Origin of the sequence: Mycobacterium rhizamassiliense, from assembly GCF_900157375.1 — a bacterium.
In the GTDB taxonomy this organism is placed as follows: Bacteria; Actinomycetota; Actinomycetes; order Mycobacteriales; family Mycobacteriaceae; genus Mycobacterium; species Mycobacterium rhizamassiliense.
This window is the reverse complement of the sequence record NZ_LT721901.1, coordinates 3499534-3521619: the sequence shown is the minus strand read 5'-3', so window position 1 is coordinate 3521619 and position 22086 is coordinate 3499534. Positions and strand designations below refer to the sequence as shown.

The 22086-nt window shown below is 68.3% G+C and carries 16 protein-coding genes and 1 pseudogene; 11 read left to right on the top strand and 6 right to left on the bottom strand.

Annotation, left to right across the window (positions count from 1 at the left end; all coding sequences use genetic code 11):
- Positions 1 to 96 precede the first annotated feature (96 nt).
- From MRAB57_RS17145 to MRAB57_RS17130, 4 genes are read left to right on the top strand one after another with little or no spacing between them, the layout of a single operon-like run.
- Complete coding sequence (locus MRAB57_RS17145) at positions 97 to 1074, top strand: ABC transporter permease (protein WP_077088416.1); 978 nt, start codon at positions 97 to 99, stop codon at positions 1072 to 1074.
- Positions 1071 to 1997, top strand: a complete 927-nt coding sequence (locus MRAB57_RS17140) for an ABC transporter permease (RefSeq protein ID WP_077088415.1) — start codon at positions 1071 to 1073, stop codon at positions 1995 to 1997. Before MRAB57_RS17145 ends, MRAB57_RS17140 begins: the two co-directional genes overlap by 4 nt.
- On the top strand, positions 1994 to 3844 hold the full coding sequence (locus MRAB57_RS17135) for a dipeptide ABC transporter ATP-binding protein (protein ID WP_077088414.1): 1851 nt from the start codon (positions 1994 to 1996) through the stop codon (positions 3842 to 3844). Before MRAB57_RS17140 ends, MRAB57_RS17135 begins: the two co-directional genes overlap by 4 nt.
- A complete protein-coding gene (locus MRAB57_RS17130; protein WP_077088413.1) occupies positions 3828 to 5522 on the top strand; it encodes an ABC transporter family substrate-binding protein in 1695 nt (564 codons plus the stop codon). The genes MRAB57_RS17135 and MRAB57_RS17130 overlap by 17 nt, the downstream gene beginning before the upstream one ends.
- 1 nt (position 5523) lies before the next feature.
- Here MRAB57_RS17130 and MRAB57_RS17125 read toward each other — a convergent pair whose 3' ends face one another.
- The 3 genes from MRAB57_RS17125 to MRAB57_RS17115 form a co-directional block, all read right to left on the bottom strand.
- Entirely contained in the window at positions 5524 to 6783 is a 1260-nt protein-coding gene (locus MRAB57_RS17125) for an alpha/beta hydrolase (protein WP_077088412.1), read from the bottom strand.
- Positions 6784 to 6857: 74 nt separating this feature from the next.
- Positions 6858 to 9476, bottom strand: a complete 2619-nt coding sequence (locus MRAB57_RS17120; protein WP_077088411.1) for an AAA family ATPase — start codon at positions 9474 to 9476, stop codon at positions 6858 to 6860.
- On the bottom strand, positions 9473 to 10624 hold the full coding sequence (locus tag MRAB57_RS17115) for a metallophosphoesterase family protein (RefSeq protein WP_077088410.1): 1152 nt from the start codon (positions 10622 to 10624) through the stop codon (positions 9473 to 9475). Before MRAB57_RS17115 ends, MRAB57_RS17120 begins: the two co-directional genes overlap by 4 nt.
- Before the next feature lie 262 nt (positions 10625 to 10886).
- On the opposite strand from MRAB57_RS17115, the gene MRAB57_RS17110 reads away from it, so the two are divergent.
- Together MRAB57_RS17110 and MRAB57_RS17105 are read left to right on the top strand one after the other, a co-directional pair.
- Positions 10887 to 12248 (top strand): HNH endonuclease signature motif containing protein, encoded by a 1362-nt coding sequence (locus tag MRAB57_RS17110; protein ID WP_077088409.1) that lies wholly within the window; start codon positions 10887 to 10889, stop codon positions 12246 to 12248.
- 10 nt (positions 12249 to 12258) lie between these two features.
- A complete protein-coding gene (locus tag MRAB57_RS17105) occupies positions 12259 to 12762 on the top strand; it encodes a SixA phosphatase family protein (RefSeq protein WP_077090648.1) in 504 nt (167 codons plus the stop codon).
- A 6-nt stretch (positions 12763 to 12768) separates the two neighbouring features.
- Here MRAB57_RS17105 and MRAB57_RS17100 read toward each other — a convergent pair whose 3' ends face one another.
- Positions 12769 to 13305: a DUF3558 domain-containing protein gene (locus MRAB57_RS17100; protein WP_077088408.1), complete on the bottom strand. Its 537-nt coding sequence runs from the start codon at positions 13303 to 13305 to the stop codon at positions 12769 to 12771.
- Positions 13302 to 13835 (bottom strand): DUF3558 domain-containing protein, encoded by a 534-nt coding sequence (locus MRAB57_RS17095; RefSeq protein WP_425436754.1) that lies wholly within the window; start codon positions 13833 to 13835, stop codon positions 13302 to 13304. The genes MRAB57_RS17100 and MRAB57_RS17095 overlap by 4 nt, the downstream gene beginning before the upstream one ends.
- Positions 13836 to 14036: 201 nt before the next feature.
- Here MRAB57_RS17095 and MRAB57_RS17090 point away from each other — a divergent pair, with 201 nt between their 5' ends.
- The 5 genes and pseudogenes from MRAB57_RS17090 to MRAB57_RS17070 all read left to right on the top strand — a co-directional run bounded on the left by MRAB57_RS17090 (position 14037) and on the right by MRAB57_RS17070 (position 21368).
- Complete coding sequence (locus tag MRAB57_RS17090; protein WP_077090647.1) at positions 14037 to 15803, top strand: ABC transporter ATP-binding protein; 1767 nt, start codon at positions 14037 to 14039, stop codon at positions 15801 to 15803.
- The gene (locus MRAB57_RS17085; protein ID WP_077088406.1) at positions 15800 to 17677 is read left to right on the top strand and encodes an ABC transporter ATP-binding protein; all 1878 of its coding nucleotides are present in this window, start codon (positions 15800 to 15802) and stop codon (positions 17675 to 17677) included. The genes MRAB57_RS17090 and MRAB57_RS17085 overlap by 4 nt, the downstream gene beginning before the upstream one ends.
- A 95-nt stretch (positions 17678 to 17772) precedes the next feature.
- Complete coding sequence (locus MRAB57_RS17080) at positions 17773 to 18099, top strand: DUF732 domain-containing protein (protein ID WP_077088405.1); 327 nt, start codon at positions 17773 to 17775, stop codon at positions 18097 to 18099.
- Positions 18100 to 18303: 204 nt separating this feature from the next.
- Complete coding sequence (gene embR / locus MRAB57_RS17075; protein WP_077088404.1) at positions 18304 to 19458, top strand: ATPase/transcriptional regulator EmbR; 1155 nt, start codon at positions 18304 to 18306, stop codon at positions 19456 to 19458.
- 111 nt (positions 19459 to 19569) lie between these two features.
- A pseudogene (locus tag MRAB57_RS17070) lies at positions 19570 to 21368 on the top strand (serine/threonine-protein kinase PknH/PknJ).
- Between the two features lie 38 nt (positions 21369 to 21406).
- Here the strand turns inward: MRAB57_RS17070 and MRAB57_RS17065 are convergent.
- Entirely contained in the window at positions 21407 to 21985 is a 579-nt protein-coding gene (locus tag MRAB57_RS17065) for a hypothetical protein (RefSeq protein WP_077088403.1), read from the bottom strand.
- Positions 21986 to 22086 lie beyond the last annotated feature (101 nt).

Genomic DNA, 22086 nt, shown 5'->3' with positions numbered 1-22086 from the left:
ACGATCAGTGCGATCGGAAGAATGCAGCGCCGCCATCGCGCTCCGCTGCGCCGCGCTCGCTAACGTTGTCCCAATGCGGCGCAGGTGCGGTCTAACGTGATCAGATTCCTCGGCCGCCGCTTCCTCAACTACGTCGTGCTGCTGGTGCTGGCGTCGTTCCTGACCTTCTGCCTGACCTCCGTGACGTTTCACCCGCTGGACAGTTTCGTGCAGCGCCACCCGGTGCCCCCGGCGGAGGCCATCCACGCCAAGGCCGCCTCCCTGGGCCTGGACAAGCCGATCCCCGTTCGGTACGCGAAGTGGATCTCCGGCGCGGTCGCCGGTGACTTCGGCAAGACGGTGACCGGACACCCGGTCTCGCAGGAGCTGTGGCGGCGCATCGGCGTCAGCCTGCGGCTGGTGGTCCTCGGTTCGGTGCTGGGCACAGTGATCGGTGTTCTCGTCGGCGCCTGGGGAGCCATCCGGCAATACCGGCTGAGCGACCGGGTGATCACCGTCCTGTCGCTGATCGTCCTGAGCATCCCGTCGTTCGTGTTGGCCAGCCTGCTGATCCTGGGCGCGCTGCGGGTGAACATGTTCGCGGGCGTGGGGATTTTTCAGTACACCGGCGAGACCGCGCCGATTCCCCCGACGGGGTTTTGGGATGCGCTGGTCGAACGCCTGCAGCACATCGTGCTGCCCACCGCGACGCTGGCACTGGGCGCGATCGCGAGTTTCAGCCGCTACCAACGCAATGCGATGCTCGACGTGCTGGGCGAGGACTTCATCCGCACCGCCCGCGCCAAGGGCCTGACCCGCAGGCGCGCGTTGCTCAAGCACGGCCTGCGCACCGCGCTGATCCCGATGGCCACGTTGTTCGCGTACGGCGTCAGCGGCCTGGTCGTCGGAGCGGTGTTCGTGGAGAAGATCTTTGGCTGGCACGGGATGGGCGAGTGGGTGGTGCTGGGCATCTCGACCCAGGACACCAACGTCGTCGCGGCGATCACGTTGTTCTCCGGCGCGGCCGTGCTGATCGGCGGGCTGCTGTCCGACATCATCTACGCGGCGCTGGACCCCAGGGTGCGGGTGTCATGACGCAGGACACCACCGAAACGGCGGCCCGCTCGGGCGTGCACGCGGCCGGCTTCACGTCGCGCCGAGATCTGGTCATACGAAGGTTCATTCGCAACAGGCCCGCGCTGGTGGCGTTGACCCTGCTGGTGTTGGGATTCGTCGGCTGCTACGCGCTGCCGCCGCTGCTCCCCTACGGCTACACCGACCTCGACTACACCGCGCTGCTGCAGCCGCCCTCGCTTCGGCATTGGTTCGGCACCAACGCGCTGGGCCAGGACCTGTTGGCCCGGACGCTGCGCGGCATGCAGAAGTCGATGCTGATCGGGGTGTGCGTCGCGCTGATCTCGACCACGATCGCGGCCACCGTCGGATCGGTCGCCGGTTACTTCGGCGGGTGGCGCGACCGCGCGCTGATGTGGTTGGTGGACCTGCTTTTGGTGGTGCCGAGTTTCCTGTTGATCGCCATCGTCACCCCGCGCACCAAGCAGTCGAACAGCATCCTGTGGCTGATCGTGCTGCTGGCGGCGTTCGGCTGGATGGTCAGCTCGCGGATGGTGCGCGGCCTGACGATGAGCCTGCGGGAACGCGAATTCGTCCGTGCGGCAAGGTATATGGGAGTGGGCAGCCGCCAGGTGATCCTGCGACACATCGTGCCCAACGTCGCCTCGATCCTGATCATCGACGCCACGCTCAACGTCGGCTTCGCGATCCTGGCCGAAACGGGGCTGAGCTTCTTGGGATTCGGCGTCCAGCCACCCGACGTGTCGCTGGGCACGCTGATCGCCGACGGCACCCCGTCGGCCACCACCTTTCCGTGGGTCTTCCTGTTCCCGGCCGGGGCGCTGGTGCTGATTGTGTTGTGCGCCAACCTGACCGGTGACGATCTGCGGGACGCCTTCGACCCCGGCAGCCGCCAGGCGCGCCGCAGGAAGCGGCCGAAATGACGGCCCTGCTGGAAGTCAAAGACCTCAATGTCACGTTCGAGACGGCCGACGTCGCGGTGCCCGCCGCACGCGGCATGAACTACCACATCGACGCGGGCGAAGTGGTCGCCCTCGTCGGGGAATCGGGATCGGGCAAGAGCACCGCGGCGATGGCCGTGGTGGGGCTGCTGCCCGAATACGCACACGTGTCGGGATCGGTGCGGCTGCACGGCGAGGAATTGCTCGGGCTGCCCGACCAGGCGATGTCCCGGATTCGGGGCAAGTCGATCGGCACCGTGTTTCAGGATCCGATGTCGGCGCTCACGCCCGTCTACACCATCGGCAGCCAGATAGCCGAGGCCATCCGGGTGCATAACCGCGGCGTCAGCCGGGCGGACGCCCGTAAACGTGCGGTCGAGCTGCTCGACTTGGTCGGGATCGCACAACCGGACCCCCGCGCCAAGGCGTTCCCGCACGAGCTGTCCGGGGGTGAGCGCCAGCGGGTGGTGATCGCGATCGCTATCGCCAACGATCCGGATCTGCTGATCTGCGACGAGCCGACCACCGCGCTGGACGTCACGGTGCAGGCGCAGATCCTCGACGTGCTGCGCACGGCGCGCGACGTCACCGGCGCCGGCGTGCTGATCATCACGCACGACCTCGGCGTCGTCTCGGAGTTCGCCGACCGCGCGATCGTCATGTACGCCGGGCGTGGGGTCGAGATCGGCACGGTCAACGATCTCAACCGGGACCGCCGGATGCCTTACACGGCAGGGCTGCTGGGTTCGGTGCCGCGCCTGGACGCGGCGCAGGGTACCCACCTGATTCCCATTCCCGGTGCGCCGCCGACCATGTCGTCGCTGCTCCCTAATGCCTGCCCGTTCGCCCCCCGCTGCCCGCTGAAGATCGACGAATGCCTCGCGGCGGAGCCCGATCTGGTTGCCGTCGGCGACGGGCACTCGGCGGCGTGCATTCGTACCGACGACGTGGCCGGGCGCAGTGCGGCCGAGATCTTCGGTGCGTCAACGCAACCGGACCCCGTCGCTGCCGAGGCCGGCGAACCCGGCGTGGTGCTGCGGGTCAGCGGCCTCACCAAGACCTACCCACTCACCAAAGGCGTCGTGCTGCGCAGGCGGGTCGGTGAGGTGCGGGCGGTCGACTGCATCAGCTTCACCCTGGAGCAGGGCCGCACTCTAGGCATCGTCGGCGAATCCGGTTCCGGCAAATCGACCACGCTGACCCAGATCCTCGAACTCGCCGCGCCCCAGGCGGGTTCCATCGAGGTTCTCGGCGAGGACGTCGCGACGCTCGACCCGGCCGCCCGCCGCCGACTGCGGACCGAACTGCAGGTCGTCTTTCAGGACCCGGTGGCATCGCTGGACCCGCGGCTCCCGGTGTTCGACGTCATCGCAGAACCGCTGACCGCCAACGGGTTCGACCGGCGCGCATCCGAGGAGCGGGTCGCCGAGCTGCTGACCATCGTCGGGCTCGACCGGGGCGCCGCCGGCCGCTACCCCGCCGAGTTCTCCGGCGGCCAGAAGCAGCGGATCGGGATCGCGCGCGCGCTGGCGTTGCGGCCGAAGATCCTCGCACTCGACGAGCCGGTCTCGGCGCTCGACGTGTCGATCCAGGCGGGCATCATCAACCTGCTGCTGGACCTGCAGCAGCAATTCGGGCTGTCATATTTGTTTGTGTCGCATGATCTTTCGGTGGTCAAGCACCTGGCCCATCAGGTCGCCGTGATGTACAAGGGGACCGTCGTCGAACACGGTGACAGCGACCAGGTGTTCACCGATCCCCAGCACGAGTACACCCAGCGGCTGTTGGCCGCCGTCCCGCGGGCGCACCCCGATGTCGCCGGCCACTAGCATCGGCCGGGTGAGGCACCCGGTTCACCGGCTCGCGGCGCTTGCGCTGGCGATCGTCGTCAGCATTACCGGCTGCTCCAGCGGGTACCGGGATCTGCCGGAGGCGCACGCGGCCCGCGTCGGCAGCACCAGCGACATCAACCCGCGGGACCCCGCGACGCTGCGCGAGGGCGGCAACCTGCGGCTGGCAGTGTCGTCATTCCCGGACAACTTCAACGAGATGAACATCGACGGCAACACCGCCGACACCGGCGACATCGTCTCGCCGACGCTGCCCGGCGCGTTCATGACCCAGCCCGACGGCACGCTGAAGCTCAACACGGACTACTTCACCGGGGCGGAGCTGACCGGCACCAACCCCCAGGTCGTTACCTACACTATCAATCCGAAGGTGACGTGGAGCGACGGAACCCCGATGACATGGGAAGACCTCAGGTCGGAGGTCGACGCGAACAGCGGCCGCGACAAGCGTTACCTGATCGCCAGCAGGGCCGGGTTCGAACGGGTGAAGTCGGTATCCAGGGGCGTTGACGACCGCCAGGCCGTAATCACCTTCGACAAGCCGTATTCCGAGTGGCGCGGCATGTTCGCCGGCGGAATCCAGCCCCGCGGCATGACTTCCGACCCCGACGTCTTCAACAAGGGTCAGCTCGAAGCGCCGGGCCCGTCGGCCGGGCCGTTCATCGTGTCGACCATCGACCGGTCGGCGCAGCGCATCGTGCTGACCCGCAACCCGCGCTGGTGGGGCACCAAGCCGCGGCTGGACTCCATCACGTTCCTGGTGCTCGATCCCTCCGCGGTCATCCCCGCCCTGCAGAACAAGGCGATCGACTCCGCGCCCGTGAGCACGCTCGACGACGCGGTGATCGCCGAGCGCACACCGGGAATCGCGATCCGGCGCGCTCCCGCGCCCACCTGGTCGCACTTCACCTTCAACGGCGCGGCCGGATCCATCATGGCCGACGAGCGGCTGCGCCGGGCCATCTGCAAGGGCATCAATCGCCAGGCCATCGTCGACGTCGTTCAGCACGGCCTGACACCGCATCCGGTGCCGCTGAACAACCACGTCTTCGTCGACGGCCAGGTCGGCTATCAAAACAACAGCGCGCCAGGCGCTTACAACCCTGAGCAGGCCGGCAAGGACCTGGATGCGCTGGGCTGGAAGCTCAACAGTTCGGTTCGGGAGAAGGACGGCAAGCAGCTGGCCGTGCGCGACGTCTTCTTCGACGCGCAGTCGAATCGGCAGATCGCCATGGTCGCCCAGAACAATCTGGCGCAGATCGGTGTCAAGCTCGTGCTGGACGCGAAGTCCGGAAACGGATTCTTCAGCCAATACGTGAGCGTCGGCGACTTCGATATGGCCCAATTCGGCTGGGTGGGTGGCGCTTTCCCGCTGTCCGCCCTGCCCCAGATCTACACCTCGGACGGTGACAGCAACTTCGGCAAGATCGGCAACGACGCGATAGACGCCAAGATCGACGAGACGCTGTCCGAGCTGGACCCGGACAAGGCCCGCACGCTCGCCAACCAGGTGGACGCGATGCTGTGGCAGGAGGGCTTCAGCCTGCCGTTGTTCCAGACGGCGGGCAACAAGGCGGTGCGCAGCGATCTGGCGAACTACGGCGCACACGGGATCGCCGATATCGATTACACGGCAATCGGATTCATCAAGGACTGACTCAGCGGGCGGCCAGCCGCCGCCACACCGTCGGCAGCGCCGGCAGCGCGGGTAGCGCGCCCTCGGCGACGGCGGCCACCTCGATGGCCTTCCACAGCAGGCGCATGGCGGGGCGCACGGGCAGCGCGTCGAGCTTCGGGGACTGCGCGGCGAGCGTGGCGAAGTTACCGTGGCACACCGCCTCCGCGATGGTCAGCGCGGCGGGCTCGCGGAAGTCGAGCGCGCTGTGCGCCATGGTCGGCAGCCCCAGCAGCATCGACTGCGGCACCAGCTCCGCCACCCGTTCGGCCACCGCGCGCGGTGTCACCAGGTCACGCCCGCCGGAGACCACCACGGTCGGCCAATTGAATTTCGGCATCTCGGCCACCAGGTCGTACGGCTCGACCTCGAATGCCTCGGTGCTGCTCATGATTTCGCGGATCGCGGCGGCCGGGTCGAACGGCAGCCCGTCGGGTTCGGCGGCATAGTCCAGTTCGCGGAACGCGATGCGGCTGACCAGATCGATCTCGTAGTGGTACGGGACCTTGCGGCTGACCACGGCGCCGAAGCGGGACAGCATGTGCCACAACATGGTTCGTCCGCCGAGCAGCAGGTCGAGTTCACGATCCAGCAGCGATGCCCCGCCGTAGGCGTAGATGGTCGCGGCCACCTCCCCCGCCGACGGTGTCATCAACCCGGCGTCGACGAGTTTGCGAACCTTGGGCGCCAGCGTCGCGGTTTCCGGGGTGTCGCCCTCGAGCAGCAGTCCACGGATGGCGTCGCGGACGAGCGCGATGTCGTGGCGCGACAGCAGCGGTGAATCGAGGACCATTGCGTGCACCCGGCCCGGATGGCGCACACCGAGCCCGGCCGCGATGTAGGTGCCGTACGACGTTCCGTAGATGACAGCCGAGCCGACGTGCGCGTCGTCGAGCACGGCCGCGACGTCGTCGACCACCTGATCGACGGTGAACGCGCGCGGCGGCAGGTCCGCCCCGGTGTCGTCGTGCCGAGACATCCCCACGCCGCGGTGTTCGATCATGATGACGTCGAGTCCGGCTTCGGCGGCGCGGCGCCGCAGCCCTTTGTAGACCTGCATCGACGCCACACCGGGCCCGCCCGGGATGATGACCAGCGGATGGGCGGACTTACGACCGGTGCGGACGTAATACAGGTCGAACTCGTCCGGGCTGTCGGGCGACACCGGCCTGCGCACCGGGCGGACGCCGGGCATGCCCGCCAGCTTCTCGTGCACCCGGCGCCGTCTAGCGTTCATCGTCATCGGTGTCGGCCTGCCATGAACCCATTCTGCCGATACCGCCGCGGGAGGGCAGCGCGCCGGCGTGTGCCGCGCGGTTAGGCGCCGAGATCGATGCGGTGCGCGCCCTTGACGCCGTCGTAGCGGTCGGGGCTGCACGTCAGCACGATCACCTGTCCGTTGGCGCCCACGGTGTCGAAGACCTCGCCCATCTTGGCCAGCCGGTCCGGATCGGTGAATCCGAGCGCGTCGTCGACCACGACCGGGACGGCATCCTCCTTGGCGACCAGCGCGGCACCGGCCAGCCGGGCCAGGATGCCGAGTTGCTCCTTGGCCCCGCCCGACAGCGACTCGTACGGCACGGTGACGCCGCCGAGGGTGCGGCTGCGGATGCACAGGTTGCTGTCGATGTCGACCTCGAACGTGGGCCCGAAGACCGGACGGCCCAGCCGCTGCAGCTCGGTGCGATAGGGCTCGACATAGCGCAGCCGCGTGCTGTCGCGGTGGCGCGCCATCACCGATCGCAGCAGTTGCGCGGCCCGGGCGCGGCCGCCGACGCGGCAGTGTTCACTCGCGGCGTGCTCGCGTTCGGTCTCGGCGGAGTCGAGCTTGCCTTGGCGGCCCTCACTGCCGAAGACCGACAGCTCGATGCTGACCTCGCGCAGTGCACCGGCGACGTCTTCGTAGCGGTCGCGTAGTTCGTCGGCCGTCTCGGTGGCTTCGGCCAGTTCGGCGCTCACCGCGTCCGGCGTCGCGGCGGCCAGCGCCTCGGCCAGCTCGGCGGCCCGCTGCTGCGTGGCGGTCGCGACCTGCGCCTCGGCCTGCGCCGACGACGCCAGCTCCTCGTCGGCGGCCGACCCGCGCTCCTGCGCCAGTTGTGCTGTGGCCCTGTCCAGCTCGGCCCGCTGGGTGGCCGCTTCGCTCAGCAGCACGGTAGCCCGGGTGGATATCGCGGACAGCCGTGAGTCGGCATTCGCCGCGGCCTGCCGGATGGCCTCGCATTCGCCGTCGGCCGCCACGCGTGCGGCATCTGCGGCGTCGAGCTCGGCGCGGGCGGCGGCGATGTCCATCGACAGCTCGGCTTCGGCCGGGTGGTCGGAACGCAATTGCGTCAGCCGGGCCCGGATTTGGTCGGGCTCTTCGTCGCCGCACAACCCGGAGAGCGTCGCGTCCAATTGGTCTCGGCTGCTCTGCAATTCGCGGCGGCGCTGGTCCGCGGATCGTGCCGCGGCGAGGTCCTCGGCTTGGCCGGCGGACAGCGCGGCGGCCAGCCCTTCTTGTGCCGCAGCATGTTTCGCCTCGACATCCAGGGCCGTCGCGCCCGGCGTGATCCGGGCGCCCAGGACACCGGGCACCTCGAGCTCGGTGGTGCCGGTGACGGTCGTCGACCAGGTCTGACCCGCCGCCAGAGACACCCGCTGCTCGCCGACGGCGAGTTCGATGTCGGCGGCAGCGGTGAACTCTATCGCCGCCGAGATCAGCGCCAGCTGGTCGCCGGTGCGATCGACTGCGGCGGCGGCCTTTTCGATTCGCTGCATGAGCTCGTCGCTGAGCACGATCGCGGCGAGCTCCGCGCAGGCCCGGTCGCGCTCACCCTGGACGGACTCGATCCGGGCCAGCCGGGTGCTCAACCGGTCGATCTGCTCGCGATCGGCGATCTGATTGACGACGCGCCGCGCGCTTTCGGCGGCACGCTGCCGTTCGGCCAGCGTGGACAGCGACTCGGTGACCGCGGCGCCGGCCGCCTCGGCCTCCGTCTGCGCCACCGCGCGGGCCTCGGCGGCCTCTTTCGCCTCGGCCTCCGCGGTGGTGACAGTTACTGTGCGGGAATCAATTTCGGCGAGCAACCGCAGCCGCCCGTTGTGCGCGGCCGTCGCCGAGGTGCTGGTCGCGGCGGCCGCGGCGGCGACGAGTTCGGATTCCCGTACCTGGCGTGCAAGTTGCTCGATCTTGTCGACGGCGGCCTGCGCCGCGACGAGCCGGGGCCCGGCCGTCAGCCGCAGCTGCGACAGCTCGGCCACCTCTTCAGTGAGTTCGGCGTGGCGTCGTACCCGCTGGTCGACCTCGGCAACGGCGGCCACTCGCTCGGCCACACTCGACTCGGCGTCGGCCAATCGGGAAATCGCCGCTGCCCACTCGCCGGTGGCGCGCCCGGTGGGGGTGAAGTAGCGCGCGTACTCGGAGTCGATTCGCTCGATGAGCAAGGGTTCGGTGCCCGACAGTGCGGCGGCATCGCCGGCCGCCACATCGAGCGCGCGCGACAGCGCGTCGCATCCGGACAGATCTACCGCCGCGGTCGACGTGGCCTGCAGCACCCGCTGGGCATGCCACAGGTCGCTGTCCACGGTCTCGGCCAGGATCGACCGGACCCGTTCGTGGGCCTCGTCGCCGGTGAGCTGTTCGCGGCGCGGCGTCAGCACCGTCAACTCCGTCTCGCACTTCTTGTGGAAGCGCTTCCGATAGACGAAACGATATGCGCCACAGCTGATTTCCGCGGTCACCTCGGAGCCGACGTCGCTGTTGGTGGGTTTGACCTGCTTGACTTCCTTCTTCGTCGAGCGGTCCCGGGATTCCAGCAGCAGGTCCAACGCCTCGATCATCGACGACTTGCCGACTTCGTTGGCGCCGCAGACCACCACGACGCCGTGGTCGGGAAATTCGATCTCGCGGTGGGCGATGCCGCGGTAGTTGGTCAGGACCAGCCGGTGCAGCTTCACGCCGCACCCCGATCGGCCAGGCGCAACAACAGCGCCAGGGCCGCCTGCGCGTCGCCGGCGGACTCGGCGTCGCCCTCGCGCGCGGTGGCCACCAGCTCGTCGACGGCCGCGGCGGCGAACCCGCCGATGCCCAGGTCGGTGAACTCGCCGTCTGCCGGTATCACCGCGAGATCGGTGTGGCTGTCCCACGTTCGCAGGTGGGCGAACAACCGCGCGTAGCGGTCCAGGCAGGCGTCCAGCGCAGCGCGGTCGGTGACCGACAACGAACCCGTCAGCGCGAGCCGCACGACGGTGCGGTCCTTCTCGGCCATCAGGTCGAGATTCATGTCGAGGTCGGCGATGTCGCGGCTGGTGTCGACCTGATGATGCAGCGTGACGAACCGCCAGCGACCGACATGCCGGGACGTCACGGACACGGCGCCGCGTGGATCGTTCTCGTCGATGTCGACCACCAGGACGTGACCCGGGTCGGATTCGACGTCGTCGTAGTTGGTGACCTCCGGCGAGCCGGAGTACCAGACGCGGCCGGTGTCGCCGACCTGGGTGCGCGAATGCTTGTCCCCCAGCGCCACATAGTGCACGGCGCTTTTCGTGAGCGCTTCCTCGAGCCTGGCGAGCCGGATCAGCGACGGCTTGTCGCGATCGGGGTCGAGGACGTCGACCCCGCCGTGGGCGACCAGCACGCGGATGCCCGGGCCTGGTTCGAGGTCGTCGAGGACCTCGGCGACCAGATCGGTGGTCGGGGCCTTGGATCGCCACGGCGCGGCGACGATCTCAAGCCCCGGGCGCACCTGGTGAATCCCGGCCCGGTTCAGCACGTGGACGTTGTCCGGGCGTTCGGCGGTGAACTGCGCGCCCGTGTAGACCGACGACGCGTCCAGCGGATCGTGGTTGCCCGGCAGCAGGTAGACCGGAATGCCGATGGCGCGCATCGCTTGCAGGGACTGGCCGATCACCCGTGGATCGAGCTGATTGTGCTCGAACACGTCGCCGGCCACTACGACGAACTCCGCGCCGACCTCGGCCGCGAGCGCACCAAGGCCGGCCACGGCGTCGCGCCGGGCGGCCGAATACTGGGGCTGGGCCTCACCGGCCAGGAAGTGTCGGGTCATGCCCAGCTGCCAGTCGGCGGTGTGCAGGAATCGCATCCTTCGACCCCCTTCTGAGGTATGTGGCTGGCAGGGCAATGCGAGCTTAGGGCGATCCACTGACAACTCCGGGGACGCGCACCGGCATGCCTTCGAGCAGTTGTCCGAAACCTCGGCCATCCCGGTCCCGGCGGTGTGTCGTGTGCCCGCCTCTGAGCGACAAATCGCCACCCGTGCACACTCGTTGAATCCCTTGCGTCACTTTGGCTTCAGTGGTCCCTGGGCGGCATTTCTTGTCGGTGGCTCGCTCTAGTTTGGCGGTATGAGTACGGCGGATGACGCGGCGGCCACGGCGGCATTTGATGCCCTGGACAAGGCACTCGACACGGTCGCCGGGCTGAACTTCACGGCCTCCAACACGCGGAACCGGCTCGCCTCACTGAAGCGCTGCGAGCAGGTGCGCCGCCGGTTGCCCGCCGTGGAGCATCAGCTGATCAATCAGCTGGCCCGCGAGGCCACGCCGGAAGAATTGGGCGGCACCCTGCCGCCTGCGATCGCCGAGGCGACACTGATCAGCCGCGCCGAGGCCGGCAGGCGGGTGCGGGAGGCGGCCGACCTGGGTGAGCGGTGCGGGTTGACCGGCGAACCGTTGGCACCCGTGTTGGCCGCGACCGCCGCCGCGCAACACGCCGGGCGCCTGGGTGCCGGGCAGGTGGCGGTGATCCGCCGCTTCTATCACCAGCTGCCCGGCTTCATCGACGCCGACACCCGCGCGGTCGCCGAGGCGCAGCTGGCCGAGTTGGGTACGCAATACCGGCCCGACCCATTGGCCGGGTTGGCCGACCGCCTGATGGATTGGCTGAATCCCGACGGCAACTTCACCGACGACGACCGCGCGCGCCGCCGCGGCCTGGCCCTGGGCAACCAGCAGCCCGACGGCATGTCGGCGCTACGCGGCTGGCTCACCCCCGAAGCGCGCGCGTCGCTGGAAGCCGTGCTCGCCAAGCTCGCCGCACCCGGTATGTGCAACGCCGCCGACGACAACCCCTGCGTGGACGGCCCTCCGACAGAGGACGCGATCGAGCACGACGGCCGCAGCGCCGCGCAACGCAACCACGACGGCCTCAACGCCGCGCTGCGCGCGGTGCTGGCCTCCGGGGAATTGGGGCAGCACAACGGTTTACCGGCCTCGATCATCGTGTCGACCACGCTGGCCGAACTCGAACACGCCGCCGGGCACGGCCTCACCGGTGGGGGCACGCGGTTGCCGATCAGCGACGTGATCCGGTTGGCCCGCCACGCGCATCACTACCTGGCGGTGTTCGACAAGGGCAGGCCAGTGGCGCTGTATCACTCCAAACGGCTGGCTTCGCCCGGGCAGCGGATTGTGTTGTACGCCAACGACCGCGGCTGCTCGGCTCCGGGTTGCACGGTGCCCGGCTACTACTGCGAGGTGCACCACGTCGACGAGTACGCGAGGTGCGGCACTACGGGCATCGACAACCTCACGTTCGCCTGCGGACCCCACCACCGACTCCTAGGACCGCGCGGCTGGACCACCCGAAAACGCACCGACGGCCGCACCGTATGGATACCACCGCCACACCTCGACCGCGGCCAACCCCGCACCAACGCCTTGCACCACCCCGAGGAATTGCTATGCGATGGCGACGATGTCGCCTAGCGTGACTCGGATGAACGATCAGCGCACCCTGCTGCTCCTGCGGCATGCGAAATCCGCATACCCGCCCGACGTGGCCGACCACGAACGGCCGCTGGCACCGCGGGGCATTCGGGAGGCGGGGCTGGCCGGTGAGTGGCTGCGCGCCACCGCACCCGGCGTCGATGCGGTGCTGTGCTCGACGGCCACGCGCACCCGGCAGACGCTGGCCGAGACCGGAATCGACGCCCCGGTGCAATACCGCGAGCGCCTCTACGGCGCCACCCCCGGGATGATGATCGACGAAATCAACGGGGTCGACGACGACGTCAACACACTGCTCGTGGTCGGGCACGAGCCGACGATGTCCGACGTCGCACTCGGACTGGCGGGTGACATCGGCACCAACGTCGCAGCGATGCAACGTATTTCGGAGAAGTTTCCGACGTCGGCGATCGCCGTGCTGACCGTGGCCGGCGACTGGAAACGCGTCGAACTCGGCCGGGCCACGCTAGTCGAGTTCCACGTCCCGCGCTGAACGCCGCTAGGAGTTGGTGGACAGCGTCAGCTCCATGAGCTTGAGCGCCTGCGCGCACGCGTCGATGCCGGGCGCCTGAGGGTTGACCCACCAGCCGACCACCCCCGCCGCGTCGCTGGCCACTCCGCAGGCACCGTTGGGGTCGTCTGGACGCATCACGATCGAACTCACGCCCGCGATGGCCCGCGTCTCGATCTTGTACTTCAGGAACTCGGCGACCTTGCGCTCTTCGCTCAAACTGCCCTGCTCGAACCAGAACCGGGTGATGTCGATGAGGCCGGCGGGGTTGTTCGCCTGCCACCGGCAGATCGCACCCACGAACGTGCTCTGGATGTCCAGCGGATCGGCGCCGACCGTCTTGGCCAGGATGTCGCTGGTGAGCACTTCACATTCCTTGAGCAGATTCGGATACTGCTGCTGCGAATTGTTGTTGCGGGGAACGTTGCCGCCCGCCTTGATCGCCTTGCCGCCGATGGATTCCGAGCAACCGGTCAGGGTCACCAACACGGTGATGAACAGGGCCGCCAAGCTACGCCGCGTCACTTCGAATTCGCAATCGATTGGCGGGCAAGCTCTTTGGCGATGTCACACGGCGGCGGGAATGGCTTCTGGCTGAAGCTGATCGACCATTCGATGAAGTCGTCCTGGAACTGGATCCCGACCTCACACAGCGAGTCGCCCAGGTTGGGCTCGTTGCCGACGGCGATGAAGCCGCTGTGACCGTTGATGTTGATGTCGTCGACGCTGGCGCGCGACAGTTCCTCGGTCTTGCGCTCGCGTCCGATCGGGCTGCCGCGGTACCACGAGAACGAGAAATGCGGACCGAGGATGCCGCCGCCCGCGAGCCACTGGCATCCGACGGAGTTGCGGGCGGTGTTGTTGAGGCCCGACACCTTGGTCAGTTGCGCCACCGTCTGGTCGTTGATGCCACCGCATTGGGGAAACATCGGCCCGTGGTGACCCTCGGAATTTCCGGGCGCCGACGACGTCGTCGCTCCAGGCTTGTTGTCGCCGGAACCCGAGCACCCGGCAAGAACCAAAATCGTGGCCAACGCCGCGAGGGCAAGCGCCATACGGTTACGCCGCACCGCTACCCCGCTTTTCGTCAACCTGTCGCCGGTCCACACGATGCACTGTAGCGGCAGCCCTGCGGGGCAACCACCGACGCGCCATCTGAACAGGCATTTCATTCGTTTCGTCGGACGGGGTCGCGGCGCGCAACCAACCGGCCGCGCTCAGGGCCACGCCCCCGGGCAATGTGCGACAGTTACCAAATGCTCCTGGCACTGCTGCGCCAGTACATCCGGCCCTACCGCCGGCTGGTCGCGGTGCTGATGGCGCTCCAGCTGATCAGCACCCTGGCGTCGCTGTACCTGCCCACGGTCAATGCCTCGATCATCGACGACGGCGTGGCCAAGGGCGACACCGCGACGATCGTCCGGCTCGGCGGGGTGATGCTGGCGGTCACCGGGCTGCAGGCGTTGTGCTCGATTGGGGCGATCTACTTCGGCTCGCGGACCGGGATGGGGTTCGGGCGCGACCTGCGCTGGGCGATGTTCGAGCACGTCACGTCGTTCTCCGAGCGCGAGACCGCCCGGTTCGGCGCTCCGACGCTGCTGACCCGCACCACCAACGACGTGCGGCAAATTCAATACCTGGTGCAGATCGGGGCCACCGTCCTGGTGACCGCCCCGATCATGTGTATCGGCGGCATCTTCATGGCCATCCACCAGGAGGCCGCGCTGACCTGGCTGCTGCTGATCAGCGTCCCCACCCTGGCCGTGACCAACTACCTGATCATGTCGCGCATGCTGCCGCTCTTCCGCAGCATGCAGGGCCTGATCGACGGCATCAATCGGGTGATGCGCGACCAGCTCGCCGGCGTGCGGGTGGTGCGCGCCTTCACCCGCGAAGGCTTCGAACGCGACCGGTTCGGTCGCGCCAACACCGCGCTGTCGAACGCCTCGCTGACCGCGGGCAACTGGCAGGCGCTGATGCTGCCGGTGACCACGCTGACCATCAACGTGTCCAGCGTCGCGCTGATCTGGTTCGGCGGGCTGCGCATCGACCGCGGCCAGATGCAGGTCGGCTCGCTGACCGCGTTCCTGTCGTACTTCACCCAGATCCTGATGGCCGTGCTGATGGCCACCATGACGCTGGTGGTGCTGCCGCGGGCGTCAGTGTGCGCCGAGCGGATCACCGAGGTGCTGTCGACTCGCGCGGCCATCGACAACCCGCAACGACCCCAAATCCCCGCGACCGGGATCACCGGCGAATTGCGGCTCAAGGGCGTGACATTCAGCTACTCCGGTGCCGATCGGCCAGTGCTGCAAGACATCTCGTTCACCGCGCGGCCCGGCACCACCACGGCGGTGGTCGGCAGCACCGGCTCGGGAAAGTCGACGCTGCTCTCGCTGATCTGCCGGCTCTACGACGTGACGGACGGCGCGGTCGTCGTCGACGGTGTCGACGTCCGCGACTACCAGACCGAGCGCCTCTGGTCGGCGATCGGCCTTGTCCCCCAGCGGGGTTACCTGTTCTCGGGGACCGTCGCCGAGAACCTGCGCTACGGCAAGTCCGACGCCACCGACGAACAGATGTGGGAGGCGCTGCGCGTCGCCGCCGCCGACGACTTCGTGCGCGCCGACGGCCCGCCTGGTGATGGGCTGCAGATGCGCGTCGCGCAGGGCGGCATCAACTTCTCCGGCGGGCAGCGACAACGGCTGGCGATCGCACGGGCCGTCATCCGCCGCCCGGCCATCTACCTGTTCGACGACGCCTTCTCCGCGCTGGACGTGCACACCGACTCGCGGGTCCGCGCCGCGCTGCGCGAGATAGCCGGCCGGGCGACGATCATCGTTGTCACACAACGCATTACGACCGCCGCGCAGGCCGACCAGGTGATCGTCGTCGACAACGGGCGGGTGGTCGGCGCGGGCACGCACGAAACACTGCTGGCCGATTGCACCACCTATGCCGAATTCGCCGACTCCCAGACGGTGAGCGCCTTGCGATCAGGTGACGCCGGGGGCGCGCAGTGACCACGGCGTCGGCGGCACCGACCCGAGACTTCTGGGGCTCGGCGATCCGGCTGGTCAAACGCCTTGCACCGCAACGGAACCTGGCCCTGGCTGTGATCGCCCTGGGCATCACCGGGACGGCGATCGGTGTCGTCGTCCCCCGCATCCTTGGCCACGCCACCGATCTGCTGTTCAACGGCGTGATCGGGCGGGGGCTGCCGCCGGGGATCAGCAAGGCCCAGGCCGTCGCCCGGGCCCGCGCGCACGGCGACAACGCCTTCGCCGACCTGCTCTCGGGGATGAATGTGATACCCGGCCGCGGCGTGGACTTCGGGGCGGTCGCCCGAACCCTGACGCTAGCGCTGGCCCTGTATCTGGTTGCCGCGCTGCTGATCTGGGCGCAGGCGCGGCTGCTCAACGCCACCTTGCAGCGCACGATGATCGCACTGCGGTCCGACGTCGAGGACAAGATTCATCGGCTGCCGCTGGCCTACTTCGATGGGCGCCAACGCGGCGAGCTGCTGAGCCGGGTGACCAACGACATCGACAACCTGCAGTCGTCGCTGTCGATGACGATCAGCCAGCTGGTCACGTCGATGCTGACCGTGGTGGCCGTGCTGGCGATGATGGTGTCGATTTCGCCACTGCTGGCGTTGATCACGGTGCTGGTCGTGCCGGTCTCGCTGCTGGCGACGCGGGCGATCGCGCGCCGTTCGCGGCGGCTGTTCGTGGCGCAGTGGACCAGCACCGGGCGGCTCAACGCGCACATCGAAGAGACCTACAGCGGATTCACCATCGTCAAGACGTTCGGCCACCAGGCCGCGGCCCGCGAGCAGTTCCGCCGGTTCAACGACGACGTCTACCAGGCCAGCTTCGGCTCCCAATTCTTCTCCGGCCTGGTGGCCCCGGCCACGACGTTCGTCGGCAACCTCGGCTACGTCGCGGTCGCCGTCCTCGGGGGCCTGCAGGTGGCCACCGGGCATATCACCCTCGGCAGCATCCAGGCGTTCATCCAATACGTGCGGCAGTTCAACACGCCGCTGGGCCAGGTGGCCGGCATGTACAACACCCTGCAGTCGGGCGTGGCCAGCGCCGAGCGGGTGTTCAGCCTGCTCGACGAGCCCGAGGAGCCGGCGGACACGCAACCGGTCCCGGCGGGGCCGAACGGGCAGCAGCCGGCCGGGCGGGTCGAGTTTGCGCACATCAACTTCTCCTACCGGCCGGGCACGCCGGTGATCGAAGACCTGTCGCTGGTGGCCGAACCGGGACGCACGATCGCGATCGTCGGCCCGACCGGGGCAGGCAAGACCACGCTGGTGAACCTGCTGATGCGGTTCTACGACGTCGATTCCGGCCGGATCCTGCTCGACGGCGTCGACATCACCACGATGAGCCGCCACGCCCTGCGCTCGCGTATCGGCATGGTGCTGCAGGACACCTGGCTCTTCGACGGGACGATCGCGGAGAACATCGCCTACGGGCGGCCGGATGCCGGCGACGACGAGGTGCAGGCCGCGGCGCGGGCCGCCTACGTGGACCGGTTCGTCGAGACGCTGCCGGCCGGCTATGGGACCCGGGTCAGCGGGGACGGCGCCAACATCAGCGCCGGGGAAAAGCAGCTCATCACCATCGCCCGCGCGTTTCTGGCCCGCCCGCAGCTGTTGATCCTGGACGAGGCGACCAGTTCGGTCGACACCCGCACCGAGGCCCTCATCCAGCGCGCCATGTGCGAGCTACGCCAGGACCGGACGAGTTTCATCATCGCGCACCGCCTTTCGACGATCCGCGAGGCCGATCGCATCCTGGTGATGCGGGCCGGCCGCATCGTCGAGCAGGGCAACCACGCCGAGCTCATCGCCAGGCACGGCGCCTACTACGCGATGACCCAGGCCTAGCTCGAGGCCCGTCAAGAAGTCTTTGAGAATCCTCCAAGGCGGCGGTGTGACGCTGGGCGCGTTCACCACTGGCACAGCCGAAAAGGATGACAGCGATGCTCTCACACCGTCTCACCACGATTGCCGCCATCGGGATCGGCACCGCCGCCATCGGCCTCGCCGCCGCGGGAACCGCGGCGGCGAGCAGCGCCGACGACGCCTTCCTCAGCCAGATGACCGCTGTGGGGATCTCGTTCAGCTCACCGCAGGAGGCCGTGCGGGCGGGTCACCAAGTGTGCAAGGAGCTCGCCGCGGGCAAGACCGAGGCCGACATCGCCGTCGAGATCCGGAGCCAGACGCAGCTGAGCCCCAAGCAGGTGGCCTATTTCGTCGTCGACGCGAGCAACATCTACTGCCCGCGGCTGGCCAGCGAGCTCACGTAATCGGTTCGGCCACAGCAAAATTCGACTCGGAGGGCAGACATCGACGAAGCAGCGACGACGGCCGAAGTTGAACCTTCTTGTGCGGGGCGCGTTTTTAGCCTCTCCGCTGCGTTGTGTCCGAATCACGCGGGTTTACCATCGAATCCGCCCGGTTCGTATCACAATGGCAACCGGCGACATGACCGGAAGGGGCGATCAGCGACCATGGCAGACACACGTCTCGAGCTCGGTCTGCTCGGACCGTTGGAGATGAGTGTCGACGGCACATTGGTGCCGTTAGGCACCCCCAAGCAGCGGGCGGTGCTGGCCGTGTTGCTGATGAACCGCAACAGCCCGGTCGGCGTCGAGCGACTTATCAACGCGCTGTGGGCGGGCGAGCCGCCGTCGGGGGCGCGGGCGAGCATTCACTCCTACGTGTCGAACCTGCGCAAGCTCCTGAGCGGCGCCGGCATCGACCCGCGCGTCGTGCTGGCCGCGGCGCCGCCGGGCTACCGGCTGAGCATTGCCGAAAACGCTTGCGATCTGGGCCGGTTCGTCGCCGAGAAGACGGCGGGCGTGCACATGGCCGCGTCGAGTCGCTTCGAGGACGCCAGTCGGCACCTGTCTGCCGCGCTGGCGCAGTGGCGTGGGCCCGTGCTGGAGGACCTGCGTGACTTCGAGTTCGTCGAGACCTTCGCCACCTCGCTCGTCGAGGAGAAGATGCTCGTCCACACCGCCCTCGCGGAGGCCGAAATCGCTTGCGGGCGCGCGGCGGGCGTCATCAGCGAGCTCGAGTCGCTGACCATCGAGCACCCGTACCGCGAGCCGCTGTGGGCCCAGTTGATCACGGCCTACTACCTCACCGATCGCCAGTCCGACGCCCTGGCCGCCTACCGCCGCGTGAAGGCGATGCTCGCCGACGAGCTCGGGATCGACCCGGGCCAGACATTGCGTGCGCTCAACGAGCGGATCCTGCGCCAGGAGCCGCTCGACGCGAAGAAGTCGGCGAAGACCACGGCGGCGCATACGATTACCGTGCTCGACAAGCACACCCAGGTGTCGGAGCGGTCGGCCGTGGCGTACCTGCACGAAGCCTCGGGCCGCAGCTACGCGCTGCAGGCGACGGCGACCCGGATCGGGCGGCTGTCCGACAACGACATCGTGCTCGACAGCGCCAACGTCAGCCGCCACCACGCCGTCATCGTCGACACCGGGACCAACTACATCCTCAACGACCTGCGGTCGTCGAACGGAGTCCACGTGCGGCACGAGCGAATCCGGTCGGCGGCGATGCTGAACGACGGCGACCACGTCCGAATCTGCGACCACGAGTTCACGTTTCAGATCGTCGCGCACGACGGCGCGACGACGGCGCACTAGCCGCTGCCGCACGCGGTTGGAATGTTTGCCGTCGGCGCGCGGGCAAGCGACTGAGCGCATGGCGCCGAATTGGTATGGTCGGCTGGTCTCGGGTTGGTTTGGAGGATCGGCATGAGCGACGAGCAGCCCTCACGCATAGGGTCGATGTTCGGTCCCTACCACCTGAAACGGCTGCTGGGCCGGGGTGGAATGGGCGAGGTCTACGAGGCCGAGCACACCATCAAGGAGTGGACGGTCGCGGTCAAGCTGATGTCGGACCAATTCAGCCAGGACCCGGTGTTCCGCGAACGGATGAAGCGCGAGGCGCGAATCGCGGGCGGTTTGCAGGAGCCCCACGTCGTACCCATCCACGAGTACGGCGAAATCGACGGCAAGATGTTCATGGAGATGCGCCTCGTCGAGGGCACCGACCTGGAGAGCTTGCTCAAGCGGTTCGGCCCGCTGACCGCGCCCCGCGCGGTCGCCATCATCAGTCAGATCGCCTCGGCGCTCGACGCGGCGCATGCGGCCGGGGTGATGCACCGCGACGTCAAGCCGCCCAACATCCTGGTCACCCGAGACGATTTCGCCTACCTGGTCGACTTCGGCATCGCCAGCGCCACCACCGACGAGAAGCTCACCCAGCTCGGGACCGCGGTGGGCACCTGGAAATACATGGCCCCGGAGCGGTTCAGCAACGGCGAGGTGACCTACCGCGCCGACATCTACGCGCTGGCCTGCGTGCTGTACGAATGCCTGACCGGCGCACCGCCGTATCGCGCCGACAGCGCCGGCGTGCTGGTCAACGCGCACATGAGCTCGCCAGTCCCGAAGCCCAGCGCGGCACGGTCGAACGTTCCCAAGGGGCTCGACGCGGTCATCGCGCGCGGCATGGCCAAAAGCGCCGAAGACCGCTACGCCAGCGCGGGTGATCTGGCCGCCGCCGCGCACGACGCGCTCAGCGACCCCGACCAGGATCACGCCGTCGACATCCTGCGCCGCAGCCGTGAGGCGACGCTGCCCGGCACGGTGGAGATGAGTGCCACTGCCCCGCCGGCTCCCACCACCCCGCCGGCTCCGTCCCCCAGCGCCGGGCCGCGCTCGGGTCGGATGCCCCCCCCACCCCGGGGTACCAGACCGGCGGCAACTGGGGCGGCCCGCCACCGAGTATGCCGGTGCCACAACACTTTTCCGGCCCCGCCCCGTGGAGCCAGGGACCCCCGGCCAAGCGTAAACGCAACCCGTGGCCGATCATCGGCGCCATCGCGCTGGTGGTCGTTCTCGTCGTCTGCGGAGTGGGCATTTTCCTTGCCACCCAGTCCGATCCGCCCCCGCCTCCGCCCGACCCGATACCGCCCGAGCGGCTCAGCGCCCTGCTGCTCAACCCCGTGGATATGAACTCCGTGATGGGTTCCTCGACCATGGAACCGGGCAAGCCCATCCTGTCGATGGACAGCTCGCCGGTGACGCTCTCGCTGCCCAGCTGCCAGGGCGCGCTCTACACCAGCCAGGACCCCGTCTACTCCGGCAGCGGCTACACGGGAGTGAGCGGCCTGGTGTCCTCGGAGCCGGGCGACAACTACGACCACTGGGTCAATCAGGCCGTGGTGCTGTTCCCCTCGGCCGACAAGGCCAAGGCGTTCCTGCAGACGTCGGCCGCCGGTTGGAAGAACTGCGCCGGCCGGACGGTGACCGTCACGAACAAGAGCAAGAACAAGTCGTATCGCTGGACGTTTGCGCAACTCGTCGGTGCCGGCCCACCGAAGATCTCGATGATGGAGACGCAGGAGGGCGCCGACGGCTGGGAGTGCCAGCGATCGATGGGCGTGGCCAACAACGTGATCATCGACATCAACGCGTGCGGGTATCACATCAGCAATCAAGGCGACCAGATGATCGACAAGATCACCGCGAAGGTCAACAGCGAGTAGATCTGCCGCGAATCCCCAAGTTACACAGCGGGATTGGGCTAGCTCAGGTCCGGACCTTCGGCGCGCAGGTCGTCGACCGCCGACATCGCGTCGCGCAGCTTGGCCAGCCACTCCTCGGTGTGCTCACCGACTAACTTGACCGACCACGCGAGTGCGTCGGCGCGCGACCGGGCGACGCCGGCGTCGACCAGCGTGTCGAGCACCTGGCGTTCGGGTTGCTTGAGGCGCGTCATCACCGGTACGGCGATGTGGGTGAACATGATTCGTTCGGTGCCGTTCTGGGAGCCGACCTCTACGCCCCAGGAAACCTTGCGGCCGTAGCGGTCCTGCGCCTCGTCGGCGATGTGCATTCGCTCCGAACGGGTTTCCTCGCGGAAGCGCGAGACCCGGCCCGCCGCACGGGCTTCGCTCTCGTCTTTTCCGGTCCCTTCGGATTCGGCCAGCTTTCCGATGACCGTGATCTCTTCGCGGTCGACGATGACCGTCGGGTCGCCGTCGAACCAGGTTTCGGGCAGGCGCCCGGCGAACCATTCCGGGGCATCGCCCGCGTCGGGCTGCTGGGCCTGTTGCCAGCCGCCCGGGCGGCCGTACCGCCGGTTGGAGTGTTGCGTCTTCATAATTACATAATTACACCGTTACACATGTAATGGAACCCCGGTTCGCCGCCAGCGAACACCGGGGCCTCGCGGCCGAGTCCGTACCGGGATAACCGTTGATA